13 protein-coding genes are annotated in these 14,678 nt (G+C 61.7%); 7 read left to right on the forward strand and 6 right to left on the reverse strand.

What is annotated here, in order from left to right; all coding sequences use genetic code 11:
* Positions 1-8 precede the first annotated feature (8 nt).
* The 4 genes from BLT08_RS18715 to BLT08_RS18730 all read left to right on the forward strand — a co-directional run bounded on the left by BLT08_RS18715 (position 9) and on the right by BLT08_RS18730 (position 4,142).
* Positions 9-488 carry a MaoC/PaaZ C-terminal domain-containing protein gene (locus BLT08_RS18715; RefSeq protein WP_090311006.1) on the forward strand — a complete coding sequence of 160 codons (480 nt, stop codon included), beginning with the start codon at positions 9-11 and terminating at the stop codon, positions 486-488.
* Between the two features lie 66 nt (positions 489-554).
* Entirely contained in the window at positions 555-1,448 is an 894-nt protein-coding gene (locus tag BLT08_RS18720) for an MBL fold metallo-hydrolase (protein WP_090311009.1), read from the forward strand.
* Between the two features lie 107 nt (positions 1,449-1,555).
* Positions 1,556-3,076 (forward strand): amidase, encoded by a 1,521-nt coding sequence (locus tag BLT08_RS18725; protein WP_090311011.1) that lies wholly within the window; start codon positions 1,556-1,558, stop codon positions 3,074-3,076.
* A gap of 796 nt (positions 3,077-3,872) precedes the next feature.
* Positions 3,873-4,142, forward strand: coding sequence for a thioredoxin family protein (locus BLT08_RS18730; protein WP_007110841.1), 270 nt, complete (start codon positions 3,873-3,875; stop codon positions 4,140-4,142).
* Between the two features lie 82 nt (positions 4,143-4,224).
* Here BLT08_RS18730 and BLT08_RS18735 read toward each other — a convergent pair whose 3' ends face one another.
* Entirely contained in the window at positions 4,225-4,818 is a 594-nt protein-coding gene (locus BLT08_RS18735) for a hypothetical protein (RefSeq protein ID WP_090311013.1), read from the reverse strand.
* Positions 4,819-4,910: 92 nt separating this feature from the next.
* Complete coding sequence (locus BLT08_RS18740) at positions 4,911-5,654, reverse strand: SDR family oxidoreductase (RefSeq protein WP_090311015.1); 744 nt, start codon at positions 5,652-5,654, stop codon at positions 4,911-4,913.
* Positions 5,655-6,101: 447 nt separating this feature from the next.
* Between BLT08_RS18740 and BLT08_RS22680 the strand changes: the two genes are divergently transcribed.
* Complete coding sequence (locus BLT08_RS22680; RefSeq protein ID WP_139171333.1) at positions 6,102-6,509, forward strand: hypothetical protein; 408 nt, start codon at positions 6,102-6,104, stop codon at positions 6,507-6,509.
* Here BLT08_RS22680 and BLT08_RS22685 read toward each other — a convergent pair whose 3' ends face one another.
* The 3 genes from BLT08_RS22685 to BLT08_RS18745 all read right to left on the reverse strand — a co-directional run bounded on the left by BLT08_RS22685 (position 6,510) and on the right by BLT08_RS18745 (position 9,783).
* On the reverse strand, positions 6,510-7,325 hold the full coding sequence (locus tag BLT08_RS22685) for a hypothetical protein (protein WP_139171334.1): 816 nt from the start codon (positions 7,323-7,325) through the stop codon (positions 6,510-6,512). It abuts the gene before it with no gap.
* A gap of 42 nt (positions 7,326-7,367) precedes the next feature.
* Positions 7,368-7,556: a hypothetical protein gene (locus BLT08_RS22690; RefSeq protein WP_139171335.1), complete on the reverse strand. Its 189-nt coding sequence runs from the start codon at positions 7,554-7,556 to the stop codon at positions 7,368-7,370.
* 649 nt (positions 7,557-8,205) lie between these two features.
* Positions 8,206-9,783 (reverse strand): carboxypeptidase M32, encoded by a 1,578-nt coding sequence (locus BLT08_RS18745; RefSeq protein WP_090311017.1) that lies wholly within the window; start codon positions 9,781-9,783, stop codon positions 8,206-8,208.
* A gap of 264 nt (positions 9,784-10,047) precedes the next feature.
* On the opposite strand from BLT08_RS18745, the gene BLT08_RS18750 reads away from it, so the two are divergent.
* The gene (locus BLT08_RS18750) at positions 10,048-10,404 is read left to right on the forward strand and encodes a hypothetical protein (protein ID WP_090311019.1); all 357 of its coding nucleotides are present in this window, start codon (positions 10,048-10,050) and stop codon (positions 10,402-10,404) included.
* Positions 10,405-10,554: 150 nt separating this feature from the next.
* On the opposite strand, the gene BLT08_RS18755 is transcribed toward BLT08_RS18750, so the two are convergent.
* The gene (locus BLT08_RS18755; RefSeq protein WP_090311023.1) at positions 10,555-11,691 is read right to left on the reverse strand and encodes a M20 family metallopeptidase; all 1,137 of its coding nucleotides are present in this window, start codon (positions 11,689-11,691) and stop codon (positions 10,555-10,557) included.
* A gap of 136 nt (positions 11,692-11,827) precedes the next feature.
* Between BLT08_RS18755 and BLT08_RS18760 the strand changes: the two genes are divergently transcribed.
* Entirely contained in the window at positions 11,828-14,611 is a 2,784-nt protein-coding gene (locus BLT08_RS18760) for an efflux RND transporter permease subunit (RefSeq protein WP_090311025.1), read from the forward strand.
* Positions 14,612-14,678 lie beyond the last annotated feature (67 nt).

Genomic DNA, 14,678 nt, shown 5'->3' on the forward strand with positions numbered 1-14,678 from the left:
GTGCCGGTATGGCCTACAGCTACGAGCCACACCACTTCGAGGCGTTCGAGGAGGGGCAGACGTTCCGGAGCCCCGGCCGAACGATCACCGAGACCGACGTGACGATGCAGGCGGCGCTGACCGGTGACTGGAACGAACTCCACACGAACGCCGAGTTCGCGGAGGAGCGCGACTTCGGCGAGCGGATCGCCCACGGCGCGATGACGTTCAACTACGCGCTCGGGATGCTCATGAGCATCGGAATCCTCGAGCGAACAGCTTACGCGTTCCTCGGCATGGATTCCATGGAACTGCCGAACCCCGCCTCCATCGGCGACACCGTTTCGGCCGAGATCGAGGTCGCGGAGGCGAGAGCGCTCGAAAGCCGCGACGACGTCGGACTGGTCGTCTTCGAGACGGAGATGACGACGCAGGATGAGACCGTCGTCTTCCGGGGCGACCTGACGTTCTTCGTGTGTAAGACCGGGCAGGCGGAAATCGACTTCTGAGCGCGGGAGGACGGACGTGCTGAGGACCACCGAAACGGATTTGCGACTTGGCCGAACAGCTATCGTATGACCGTGTTCACCGTTACCGAGGGAGTGTACGGAATCGACGTGGAGCTGTTCGATTCGGAGGTCGCCTCCGTCTACTGCTTCGACGACGACGAACCGACGCTGGTCGACGCGGGCGTGGCCGCCACCGCCGACGAACTCCTGGACGGACTCGACGCGTGTGGCGTCTCGCCGGCCGACCTGTCGAACGTCGTTCTCTCGCACGTACACGTCGACCACACCGGCGCCGCGAGCGCGCTCGTCGACGCCGCGCCCGACTGTGACGTCTACATCCACGAATCGACCGCGACGCACCTCGAAAATCCCGCGGGGCTGATCGAGAGCAGCAGGCAAGCAATGGGCGACCACTTCGACTCGATGGGCGAGCAGGGACCCGTCCCCGCGGAGAACGTTGTCAGCGTCCCGGACGACGGGACGACGATCGATATCGGCTCGAACGGCCTCGAGTTGATCCACGCGCCCGGACACTCCCCCGACCATCTCGCGGTCTGGAACCCCGAACGGGACCTCCTGTTCGCCGCCGAGTGTCTCGGCATCTACTTCGGGCGGGCCGACCAGTGGCTCCCGCCGGCGACGCTCCCTAACTTCGACGTCGACGTGATCGCGGAGACGATCGGTCGACTCGAGACGCTCGACCCCGACCGAATCATCTTCCCGCACTTCGGCGTCTGGCCGAACGACCCTGAAGAGGCGTTCGAGACGGCGAGAACCGAACTACACCGCTACGACGAACGGATCCTCGAGCTGTTCGAGGAGACCGATTCGCTCGAGGAGACGAAGCGAGCCGTCGCCGATGAACTGCTCGACCTCTCGCCGCCGTACGATCCGGTCGTCGAGTCCTTCTTCGCGAAGCTGCTCACGGAAGGATATCTCAGACACCACGGTCGGATCTGAGTGGGAGCAGTCGGTGGATCTGAGCGGTAGCGGTCGATTCGTCTCGCTTCCGCGAGAGGTGCCCTCGGTGAATCTTTTTGTTCCTTGTTATCGACTACCGCAGTAGGATGTCCGAGTCACCACCGAACGTACAACCGCCGACGACCGAGGAAATTCGAGCGTACGCAGCCCACCACCACATCGACCTCTCCGACGAAGAAGTCGAGGAGTTCGAAGCAGCGATCGTCGAGACGCTGGCCGGCTACGAACGACTGGACGAGCTTCCGGACCCCCGGCCTCGAGTCGAGTACACCGACCGCGATCCCGGCTACAAACCGGGGCGCGACGAGGATCCGCTCAACGCGTTCGTCACTAAGTGCGAAGTGCGGGGAGCCGAGAGCGGCCCGCTCGAGGGCTACGACGTCGGGCTCAAGGACAACGTCAACGTCGCCGGCGTCGAGATGACGCTCGGGTCGAAGCTCCTCGAGGGCTACGTGCCGTCGACGGACGCGACGATCGTCAGCCGACTGCTCGACGCCGGCGCGACCATCACCGGGAAGCTGAACATGGAGGACATGGCGTTTTCGGGGAGCGGCGAACTTTCCGCGACCGGCCCGGTTCTGAATCCCGTCGACTCGGATCACGTCGCGGGCGGCTCCTCGTCGGGGTCGGCCGCAGCCGTCGGCAACGGCGACGTCGATGTAGCCATCGGCGGCGATCAGGGCGGCTCGGTTCGCATTCCCGCCGCGTGGAGCGGGATCGTCGGCCACAAGCCCACCCACGGACTGGTTCCCTACACCGGAATCGCGGGGCTCGGTCGCTCGTTCGATCACGCCGGACCGATGTGTTCCACCGTCGAGGACTGCGCACGCGTGCTGGACGTGATCGCCGGTAAAGACGATCTCGACCCCCGGCAGGGCGCCGTTCCGACCGACGACTACACGGGGGCGCTCTCCGAGGACCCGTCCGACGTGACCGTCGGCGTCGTCGAGGAGGGGTTCGGCCACGCGGTCAGCGAGCCGGCGGCCGACGACGCCGTTCGCGACGCCCTCACCGAGTTCGAAGATGCTGGTGCGACGGTGACGGGGCTGTCCGTCCCGATGCACGTCGACGGGCTCACGATCTGGAACGCCATCGCGACGGAGGAGACGGCCGCGACGGTCGACGCCGAGTGTATCGGCCACTACGGGAAGGGGTTCTACGACACCCAACTGGCGAACGCGTTCGGACGGGCGCGACGCGCTCACGCCGACGACTACCTGACGACGCTGAAACTCACGCTCGTACTCGGTCAGTACCTCTCCGAGGAGTACCGCGGCCAGTACTACGCGAAGGCGAAGAACCTCGGCCGACAGTTGGCCGACGCCTACGACGAGGCCCTCGAGGACGTCGACGTCCTCGCGATGCCGACGACGCCCCAGACCGCCCACGAAGTCGACGACTCGATCTCGCGCCTCGAGGCGATCGACCGCGCGCTCAACATGTTGCACAACACGTCGCCGTTCGACGTCACCGGCCATCCGGCGATTTCGGTGCCCGCGGGCCGGGCGAACGACCTCCCGGTCGGACTCATGCTGATCGGCGAGCGCTTCGACGACGCGACGGTACTCTCGAGCGCCCGCGCGTTCGAACGACAGCGCGGGTCGTGATCTCGGTCGCGGACGAACGCACCCAACCGTTCGGCGGGCCGCACACACGGCCCCGGTAGCTCTGTAGTGACGCGTTCGATCGACTATATGTCCATTACCATATATAGTTCGAAATACGGGTATTCGATATCAAACTACCGAATATTGTTCGATCGAATACCGACGGGATCGATACGACAAGCGCCCAATAACTTCACCAGTAGACGAACTATATGCCATGTTATTCGAATTTAGGAAGCAACCTGGGCGTGGAATCTCGTTTTTACCTCCTTGAAACCAACTATTTTCGCGGCTCGACACCGAGATGGTTCTGTTTCCCGTGCTCGGTCGGAATCCCCTTCTATCGAGGCCTGTACCGGGCTACGTCGATCTACCCAAACTGTCCTGGTTCTCCGGAGAGAACTAATCGAGATCTTCTCAAAACGTGTTTTGTAAATTGTAGGTTGAAAAAGTTACCGCATCTCTTATCTATATCTCCTCGAGACGGAACGACCGAAACAGCCCCGGATACGTCGCGCTCACGACGGGGTCACAGAGCGCGCTCGTTGAGTGACGGCGACCCGCCGCGACGCTGACTTCGATACGGGCTCTCGAGTGCACCCGCTCCCTCAGTCGACCCCGTTCTACGACCACCCGTCATATCAGCGGGCTCGGGAGTGATCACCTATCGCTCCGCAGCCCCGAATTCGGCATCCGTCGGCCACGGTAGCCCCCCGCGATTGATGCCTCCGATTGCGGCAATTCACAACCGGTGGGAAACCCTTATGCGCGACGCGTTGGAACTAGCGATGAACCGATGACTGTCACACTGAAGGACTTCTACGCAGACTGGTGTGGCCCCTGCAAGACCCAGGATCCGATCCTCGAGGAGCTCGAGGACGACTGGGAGGGCCGATTCGAAGTCGAGAAAGTAAACGTGGACGAGCAACAGGATATCGCAAACGAGTACCAGGTTCGATCGCTGCCGACGCTCATCATCGAGAACGACGACGGCATCGTCGAGCGGTTCGTCGGCGTCACGCAGCGCGACGACATCGAAGACGCCCTCGAGTCCGCGGGCGCGTAAGCGCGCTCGAACTCGAGATACCCGTTTTTGCGGTTCTACCGTCGATTAGCGGAAGCTGTCTCCCGCGAATCGCCGCACGTTGCTACGGCTCGTCCGGCTCGAAATCGTCGGTATCGGTGTCTTCGATATCGACGTCGTTGGTCGAGTGATCGAAACCGATCGGTTCGTCGTCCGGATCGGCCTCCGTTTCGCCCACCGATCCCTCCTCGATGTCGATCTCGGTCTCGCCAGTCGCTTCTTCCTCGATATCGAACTCGTCCGTGCGGAGTTCCTCGCCGTCGACGCCGACGCTGCCGTCCTGAATCTCGATAACGACCCCGTCGTGGTCCGCGCGGCGGCCGATCAACTGGTTGGTCGTCGCTTCAATCTCCTGATTGACCGACCAGACGAATCGGAGGACGCCCTCGAGATCGGTCCCCGCCTCCCGCATGCCGCGCTCGGGCGAGAGTTCGCCGAGGCTCTGCGCCCCTTCGGGGTGGAGATACTGGATCGGGTGACCGTTCGGTACTTCGTGCAGATCGACGTCGAACGACCAGAGGTACGGCAACAACTGGATGGCGTACCCCTTCGGCTTCGGCACCTTTCGGCCGGCGGCCGTCATGGCCACGCCGATCGCCGACGAGCCCGAATCGGTGTCGTAGTAGACGCCGGGAACGCCCGGGATGGAAACGCGCATACGCGAGTTATGGCGGCGATTACGGGTCAGTCTGCACCCGGCACGCGCCGGCCGCGTTTTAAGCGCGCTCGGGGTTCCAAGCGGCGGCCGCGTCAGAAGCCGTCGGCGAACTTGTCTCGGCGATTGACGTCGATCTCGCTGACGCTCGAGCCCTCCCGACTTGCAGCAAAGAGAATCGCCTCGGCGACTTCTTCGGGTTCGCTGGCCTCGTCCTCGTCGAAGTGCTCCTCGAACGTCGTCCCGTCGGCCGCCTCGAACTCCGAACGGACTTCCGCAGGGTTGACGATCGAGACGCCGACGTCGTCGTCGCCGACCTGCGCGGCAACGCTCTTGGCGAAGCCGCGGGTCCACCACTTCGTGGCGGCGTAGACGGGGTTGAACGACCGCGGATACTGGCCTGCGAAACTCCCGACGAAGACGAGGTGGCCGTCCGTCTCGCGAACGTGTGGAATCGCGGCCCGCGTCGCGTAGAAGAGCCCGTCGACGTTGGTCTCCTGCATCGTCTCGTAGTCGTCGGTGCTCATCGATTCGACGTCGCTCCCCCGCGAGAGCCCCGCGTTGTTCACCAGCACGTCGATCCCGCCGAAGGTGTCGACGGTCTCCTCGATCAGGTGGTCGACCGCGTCCTCCTCGCGGACGTTCGTCGGGACGACCAGCGTCTCGACGTCGTGTTCGGTCTCGAGTTCGTCGGCGAGTTCGGTCAGTTTGTCCTCGCTGCGGGCCGCGAGGACCACGTTCGCTCCCTCGGCCGCGAACGCGCGACAGGTCGCCGCGCCGATGCCCGAGCTCGCGCCGGTGACGATGGCGGTGTTACCCTCGAGTGACGTCTCGATCATGTCGGGAGGAGACGGCCACCGAGTCCTAAAAAACGCGGGTTGCGGAACCCGGTCGACGATGGTGTACAACTAGAGTAGTAAGGTAGGGAAATAGTGCTCCGGTACGAGGTCGGGTTCAGGCCATTTGCTGAAGCGGTAACCATACTGGCGAACTGTATTACTGATGAATTCTGTCTTATAGAATATGGACGTCTATGCCGACGATGGGAAAGAGTACGCACACGAACGTCCGCAGAAGGCTTACAGACCGGGATAATTGACCTGATGCCCGATACAGGTGGTGAAAGTCACCTGGATACAGATACACACTAATACGCAGGGAGCCATCCCCATCGGTTTGTTCTCCACGATAAATTAAAATTGTTTTTAATTATAACTTTGTCAAATATGAATGGTATTATAATTACCATCACAAGAAATATATGGGTGATGAAATACCGTAGAAATATGCCAAATTCGACTCGGCGAATTTTCGCTATGAAAGCGCTGTTTGGTCTCGGATTATTAGCTGGTTGTAGCCAAAGAGATAGTGCGACAGAACATAAATTAGATGAACTTCATTTGGTTAATAAATACTTGGAGAATCAAGAGATAGAGATAGGAATAATCGATAATGGCGAAGAGATATATGATGAGACACACACAATCTCCTCAGCCGATAATGGACGTGCAGGAAGTGAAGAGGTTAAACAAGTTTGGCCTGATAAATCGGATGAGATCAAACTAACAGCAGATCTCAAAGACAGCGATCAATACGAAGAGTTCAGGTTGGCAGATGCTGGAGAAGGAAAATTCACAGTACACTTTATGATCGAAGAAAATAGAAGAATTCACTTCTCTTACTCAATCGAATAATCAATCGTCAGTAGATGAACTAACGTTGAATGGGACATCAGCGGTGTATAACACGTCGTCTTCGTCTGCATAGTTCTCAGCAATAAATTCCTGAGAGGAAGTCATATTTTCAACATTATCCACAGGAATTTTCTTTATATTCAGGTGCTCTTTCTGCTCCTTAGACATTTCCGCAGGATCATCTGGGAAAGAGGATGTCTCTACTGGATTATCGACACCGTCATCTTCTGAACCAAATGTTTCAAATTTGACTACGATCTCTTGAGAGTAATCTCTACCGTTGTTCTCAAATCCATCGTCCAAATAAACCCTAATTTCAAATTGTGGGTTGTTGACTATGGTTTCGCTTTTAACGTAGCACCGCTGATAAAACGAGATTGCTTCGAGATTTTTCTTATTGCAATTGATACCGCCCCAGCTACAAGACTGCGGATAATGATCCATAGCAAGTCCATCGCCACCGTGACTATCAGTTGCAGTTAAATCGTTGGCTACGTCTGCTGCTGATAGTCCCAGGCCAAGAGCCGGATTTACAACACCAACTGATGCTGCAAGAACCGTCGTCGCTGCGCTTTCAACATCAACGCCATCTCCTGGACCACCTTCATCTTCTGGATAGACGCCAGACCAATCATCAATAGTGGTATCGGCAAATTCGATCCCGTTATCAACGGCTGTTAATTCGTATCCGATTCGCTCAAGCTTTTCGTCAGTTAAGCTAGTTCCTGAAGCATCCTCGCCACCGGTTCCAGAAAACCGTATATCGTGTTGCCAGTAGCCCGACGATGGAATCTCAGTGGAACCGAAGTAAGTCACTCCAAGAGCCAGTTTCTGTGGAATGTCCCAAGCAGGACTACTTCAAGTATGATCACTTTCGAACTCCCATTCTTCATTTGGAGAACTCCCACTTCCTCCCCCACAGCATGGCATGTAGTTGTCTGAATCCACTTCATCTGCCTTTGCTGTGGATACCAACGCAAGTCCTGCTGAACTTGCGCCGATCGATTTCAACATCGCCCTTCTATTCACATCCGAGTTATCAGACATACATTAATTAAAAGACGTATTACTAATAAGTGTTTTTGAGAAACAGTTATTATGATCCAATATACTCTTCTAGAGATACAATAATGATTGTAACATATGTATAAAACCTGTCAATGGTAGTGCCTAATTAGGCAAATTTAAGAAGCAAGCAGATCGTATAGTTGATTTAGAATAATGCTCGCAGAATTGCTCAGCGAGTGCTACACAGCGGAATTAGATGACTGCTAAGAGCGCGGTTGGACGGCGACACCCGCCGAGGTGTTTTTTGTCCGCCTCCACGCAACCGTTTGTTCGCTCCAAGAGATACAAGTGATTCTTCACTCAATCGACGTGGATCGCTTTTTATCAAGCAATATATTATTCTATTTACTTGTTGGCGTATGCTATATTAGTCCCGACGACTGCGAAGACATTTTGGGTTGTCATTGATGAAACTACTTCACGATTTGCGGCGACTGAACTTGGATATACGCTGTAATAGACCCATACTCACGGCCCACACCTGATACCACAGTGTTCGGACGACGAAACACCGATCCAGCCGCCACGTTCCTGCACCGTTTGACCAAGAAACACGATCACTCCGACACCGTTCGAAACTAGGCTCAAAATCGCACGTTCCACTCCTCAATTCCTGGCAACGACGTTTTCAGTACTCCTCGAGGTCGTACAGCTCGCCGTACTTCGATTTCACGTACTCGAGGAAGTATTCGGCCGTGTACTCCTCGCCGGTCGCGCGCTCGATCAGTTCGGGCGTGGTGAACTGCTTGCCGTGCTGGTGGACGTTTTCGCGGAGCCAGCCGTTGAGTTCGCCGAACTCGCCGGCGCGGATGTCGTCGTCGAACTCGCCAAGGTCGTCTTCGGCGGCGTCGTAGAGCTGCGCCGCGAGCACCGATCCCAGCGAGTACGTCGAGAAGTAGCCGAAGGAGCCGTGGGACCAGTGGATGTCCTGCAGACAGCCCTCCGCGTCGGTTTCGGGACGGACGCCGAGGTACTCCTCGTACTTGTCGTTCCAGACCTCCGGGACGTCTTCGACGGCGAGGTCGCCGCTAATGAGGTCGCGCTCGATCTCGAACCGAATCACGATGTGGAGGTGGTAGGTGAGTTCGTCCGCCTCGACCCGGATGAGGTTGTCGTCGTGGACCTGGTTGGCGGCCTCGTAGGCCGCTTCGGGGGAGACGTCCTCGAGGCTCGGGAACCGCTCCCGTGCGATCGGGAGGAAGTGCTCCCAGAAGGGCCGCGAGCGCCCGACGTGGTTCTCCCAGAGTCGCGACTGGGACTCGTGAACCGAGAGGTCCCGCGCCTCGCCGAGCGGCGTGCCGTAGCCCTCGTCGGGCAGTCCGAGGGTGTAATTCGCGTGGCCGAACTCGTGGATCGTCGACGTGATCGAACCCAGCAGATCGTCCTCCTCGAAGCGAGTCGTCACGCGGGCGTCGAACTGCGTACCCGAGGAGAACGGATGCGGTGCCGTGTCCAGTCGGCCGCGACCCCAGTGGTAGCCCAGCGAGTCGAGGACGTCCCGCGCGAGGGCCTCCTGATCGTCGTCTTCGAACGTGCCCGCGAAGGCGTCGGTCTCGATCTCCGCACCGCTGTCGTCGATCGCGTCGATCAGCGGCACGAGTTCGTCGCGTAGCTTCTCGAGTACGCGCTCGGCCGTCTCGAGGTCGAGATACGGCTCGTAGTCCGAGAAGAGCACCTCGTAGGGATCGGCGTCGGGGTCGATGTGCTCTGCGTACTCGCGTTTGAGCTCGACCAGTTTCTCGAGCGTGGGCGCGAACTGCTCGAAGTCGTCCTCCTCCTTAGCCTGTTTCCACGTCGGGTGGGCGGTGGCCGTCGTCTCCGAAATCTCCTCGACGAGCTCCTGCGGGACGCTGGTCTCGCGGTCGTAGCGTCGCCGAACTTCGCGGACGACGGCTTCCTGCTCGTCGGACAGGTCGCTACTCGCGGTTTCACCGCTCGTTTTTCGAGACGACTCCGTCGTCTCGCCCTCGAGTTCCTCGAGCAACTCGCCCGTTTCGTCGTCGGTCAAGAGTTCGTGACCGATCGAGGAGAGCGCCGAGAGCTGCTGCGCTCGGGCTGGGGTCCCCTCCTCGGGCATCACGACCTCCTGATCCCACTGCAGGATGCCGGCCGCGTTCGATACGTTCGAAATCCGCCGCACGCGCTGCTCGAACTCCTCGTAGGTGTCGCTCGTAGCCGCCTCGCTCTGAGCCTGATCGGTCGCCATTGGCGTTTCGTATGCGCGGGCATAGTATCAACGTCGTGGTTCCGGTGGTCTCGTCTCGTTGCGGTTTCGGTGGTCTCGCTGGGGTGCGTCTCCGCCTGCGGTCTCGGGCCAGCACTCGGAAATCTCTCGAGTTCGACGACAGTTCGGAGACCCGCGACGTGGCACCTGCAAGGGGTCTCCGGCCGGAAATCGCTCACCCGTGAAAGCGGTGTGGAACTCGCAAGCAGTGAGCTATTCGGCCTATCTGACGTGTATCACGATGATATGGTAGTCGCATCAGCAATCGTCTTCCTCGCCAGCCTGTTGATCGGAGCACTGGGTATCTACGTCGGCGCGCGCGTCATCGTGGGCGCCGGCGACTACGACCACGCGATCGTCACCGCGCTGATCGGGGCGGTGATATGGGCCGTCGTCGGCTTTTTCGTGGGATGGATCCCGCTGCTCGGACCGTTGCTGGCCCTGCTCGCGTACATCGCGGTGATCAACTTCCGGTACCCCGGCGACTGGACCGCGGCGGCGATGATCGGCCTGCTCGCCTGGGTGACGGTCCTGATCGTGCTCTACGCGCTCGCCGCGGTCGGCATCACCGGCTTCGAGGCCGTCGGCGTCCCCGGCGTATAGAAGACTTCGCGCGAGGGCTCCCGTCGCCACGCCGCGGGAACTCCCAATTCGACGTTTTCTGTCAACACGCCCTGAACTACCGATAGACGTGCGACCGTCCGCCATCGATGTACGATGACGTGGACCCGAGAACGCGAGTGGAGATGCGGGCTACTCGAGCCAGGACGCCGCCACCCGACGATACGTCTCCCGACACCGCTCGAGCACCTCGAGCGAGACGCTCTCGGCTTTCGTGTGGGCCTCGCCGGGCTCTGAGGCGCCGTAGATCACGCACTCCGTACCGGCTTCGGCGAGCCACCCCGCGTCGGTCGCGTGGGGTTTCGTCACCAGTTCCGGCGACCCCACCTGTGCCTCGTCGGCGGCCTCGAGCACCCGCTCGGCGAATTTCTCGTCGTCGCAGCGCATCGGCGGCAGGTCCTGATCGACGGTCCACTCGACGCCGTCGACCGACTCGACGCGCTCGAGAGCCGCTCGCTCGCCCGGAACCGTCCGCTCGTCGACCGTCAGGGCACAGCGCTCGGGGATCACGTTCATCGCCGTCCCGCCGTCGATTTCGGTGACGACGAGGCTGCCCTCGAGGGTTTCGCCCGCGACGTCGACGGCGGGTGCCTCGAGGCCCCGAACGACGTCGACGGCGTCGGTCGCCCGATAGATGGCGTTCTCGCCCGCCTCGACCTCGCTGGCGTGGGCCGCGGTGCCGCGAGCGGTGATCGTGCTCCCGCGACGGCCCTTGTGGGCGACGACGACGTCGGTGACGCCCGGTTCGGAGTAGTTGGTCGATCCCTCGCCGACGATGGCGTAGTCGGGTTCGAATCCCCGCTCGATGGCGTGGCGCGCACCGATTCCGCCGACCTCCTCGCCGACGAAACTGGCGAAGACGAGCGCGTTCGCGGCCGAATCGTCGCCGCCGACGCTGTCGACGTCCGAGAGCGCGAGTTCGGCGTCGCGAAAGGCGAGCATCGCGGCCGCGACGGCCCCCTTCATATCCGCCGTGCCGCGACCGTACAGTCGCCCGTCTCGCTGCTCGACGACGTACCCCCCGTCCTCGTCCACCTGCGACGCCGCGGGCGCGACGACGTCGTGGTGGCCGACGAGCGCCAGCGTTTCTCCGTCGGCGTGTGCTTCCTCGCGGGTTCCCGTTCTGGCGATCACGTTGCCCACCTCGTCTCGCCGCACGTCGGCGTCGGTTTCGGCGCGGAGCCACTCCTCGATGTAGTCGCCCGCGGCCGTCTCGTCCTCGTGGCTCGGGATCGAAACGAGGTCGCGGGTCAGCTCGACGACGTTCATACGTCCCCTCTCATCGCTCGGCGAGTTGATTGCACCGGTCGAATCGTCGTCACCTTCGGATAGTAACACGTATGGACGGATTGTCCCTACGTGTCCGTCATGAACGCAGCCGAGACGACGCGAGGGGCGACCTGACGTGTCGGTCGCCGATCGATTCATTCGAGCGGTTACCCAGCAAGGACGGCTCGTCGTCGCCCTCGCGCTGGTGATGACGCTGGTGATGGGAGCTGGCGTCGGCTCGCTCGAGCAGACCTCCTCGCTCGATCAGTTCGAGACCGACAGCGAGGCCGCCGAGAAACTCGAGTACATCCAGGCCAACTACGGCGAGGACGACGACACGACGACGGTGCAGGTCGTCGTCCGCGGGGAGAACGTTCTCGACCGCGAGTCGCTGCTCGCGACGCTCGAGTTACAACAGGAGTTTCGGGAGGACGACCGGATCGAGCCGACGCTGACGGACGAGCCGTTCACCGACGTCGCCTCCATCGTCGCGATGACCGCGATGCAAGGGGAGGGGGCGGCGGGCGGACAGCAGGACGCCCCGGCGGAGGGTGGTGAGAACGGTAACGGCACCGATGCCGAGGACGGTGACGCAGATGCCGAGGACGGTGACACTGAGGGTGGCGACACAGAGGACGGCGACGAACCCGCCACCGGCACGGCACAGATGGACGGCGGAGAGGACGGACCGTCGCTCGAGGCCCAGATCGAGCAACTCGAGTCGATGAGCGACGAGGAGGTCGAAGACGTCGTCGCCGCCGTGCTGGGCGAGGACGCGGATCGACAGGTGCTGGCGTTCCTGCCGACGGACTACGAGCAGGGGTCGACGCAGGCCGACGCCCGGATGCTGTTCGTGACTCAGCACGGCGATGGACAGGGCGGAATGGAGGGTGAAGCAGCCGATCACGTCGTCGACTCGCAGCTGGCGATGGCCGAACTGGTGGACGACCGCTTCGGTGACGGCGGCTTCGTCTTCGGTGCGGGGATCATCACCGACGAGATCGATCGATCGCTGACGGACAGTCTGATCATCGTGGTGCCGATGGCGTTGCTGTTCGTTTCGGCCGTGCTGGCCGTCGCCTACCGCGACCTGCTCGATATCGTGCTCGGGCTGGGCGGCGTCGCGCTGGTGCTCGTCTGGACCTTCGGCTTCCTCGGCTGGGCCGGAATCGACTTCAACCAGCTGATGATCGCGGTGCCGGTGTTGCTCGTCGGGTTGAGCGTCGACTACGCGATACACCTGTTTATGCGGCACAGAGAGGCGCGCGACGCGAGGCGCAACGCGCCTCGGAGCGGCGAGCGGGGAGCGGAGCGACCCGCGAGCGAGGACGCCACCGAGTCGACCAGATCCGCCATGGTCCTGGTCGTCGCCGGCCTCGGCGTCGCGTTCGTCTGGGTGACGGCGACGGCCGTCATCGGCTTCCTCTCGAATCTGGTCAGCCCGATCGGTCCGATCCGCGAGTTCGGGGTGGCCAGCGCGTTCGGCATCGTCTCGGCGCTCGTCGTCTTCGGGGCAGTCATCCCCGCGGCGAAAGTCGAACTCGACGCCCTCCTCGAGGCCCGCGGATACGACCGCCGCAAGCGAGCCTTCGGTACCGGCGGCGGCCGACTCAGCGGCGCACTCGCGGGCGGCCACCGTGCGGCTAAACGGATGCCGTGGGCGGTCGTCGCGGTCGCCGTCTTGCTGACGCTGGGCGGGGCCTACGGAGCCGCACAGATCGACACCACGTTCGATCAGGAGGACTTCATCGCGGACGATCCGGCCGACTGGGCGAAGTCGCTCCCCGGACCGTTCGCCGCCGGCGACTACAGCGTCAAGGAGAACATGGGCTACGTCAACGAGCACTTCCTCCGGCAGGATACCCAGGCCCAACTGCTCGTCGAGGGCGATATCACGGACGATCGAACGCTCGAGCGGACCGACGAGATGCAGGCGTCGGCCGCCGAGACGGACGTCGCCGTCGTCCTCCCCAACGGCGAGGCCCACGTTAGAAGCCCGCTGACGGCGATGGAGTCCGTCGCCGCGGAGAACGAGTCCTTTGCCGCGACGTACGACGCGGCCGATACGACCGGCGACGGCGTCCCCGATCAGAATCTCGAGGCGGTGTACGACGAGTTCTTCGAGGTCGCCCCCGAGCAGGCACGGGACGTGATCCACCGGACGGGCGGTGCGGGAGCCGACGGCGGCGAGTATCAGTCGCTTCGCGTCGTCGTCTCGACGCAGGGCGACGCCTCTGCCGGCGACGTAAACGACCAGTTGACAGGCGTGGCGTCGGCGGCCGACGGCGACGGCTTGCAGGTGACTGCGACGGGCCAGATCATCGTCTTCCACCTCATCGAACAGGAGCTGTTCGAGACGGTCATCGAGAGCATGCTCGTCGCGTTGGTCGCCGTCGTGGCGTTCCTGATGGTCGCCTACCGATGGACCCACGGGAGCGCCCTGCTCGGCCTGCTCACCATCGCCCCGATCGTTTTCGGCGTCGCGTGGATCCTCGGCACGATGTACCTGCTCGGAATTTCGTTCAACGTGATGACGGGGACGATCACGAGCCTGACGATCGGGCTCGGGGTCGCGTACAACATCCACATGACCGAGCGCTACCTGCTCGAGCGAAAGCGGGGCGACGACCCGTTCGATGCGCTCTATCGCAGCGTCACCGGCACCGGCGGTGCGCTCTTCGGCAGCGCGGCCACGACGGTCGGCGGCTTCGGCGTCCTCGTCTTCGCCATCCTCCCGCCGCTCCAGCAGTTCGGCCTGATCACCGGACTGACGATCATCTACGCGTTCCTGGGCAGCGTCTTCGTCCTCCCGAGCATGCTCGTGCTCTGGACGAACTACGTGGGCGGCGACGTGGCTACCGACGCGCCGACCCCATCGGCCGACGCGAGCAGCGCAGACGCCGGCGGCGACGGCGAGTAACGGCGCTGCTCGTCACCGTCGAAGTGGGGAGCCTCGGGCGACGGTCTCGATCGACCAGTTCTGCCAA

It is taken from the genome of Natronorubrum texcoconense (assembly GCF_900100335.1).
Lineage (GTDB): Archaea > Halobacteriota > Halobacteria > Halobacteriales > Natrialbaceae > Natronorubrum > Natronorubrum texcoconense.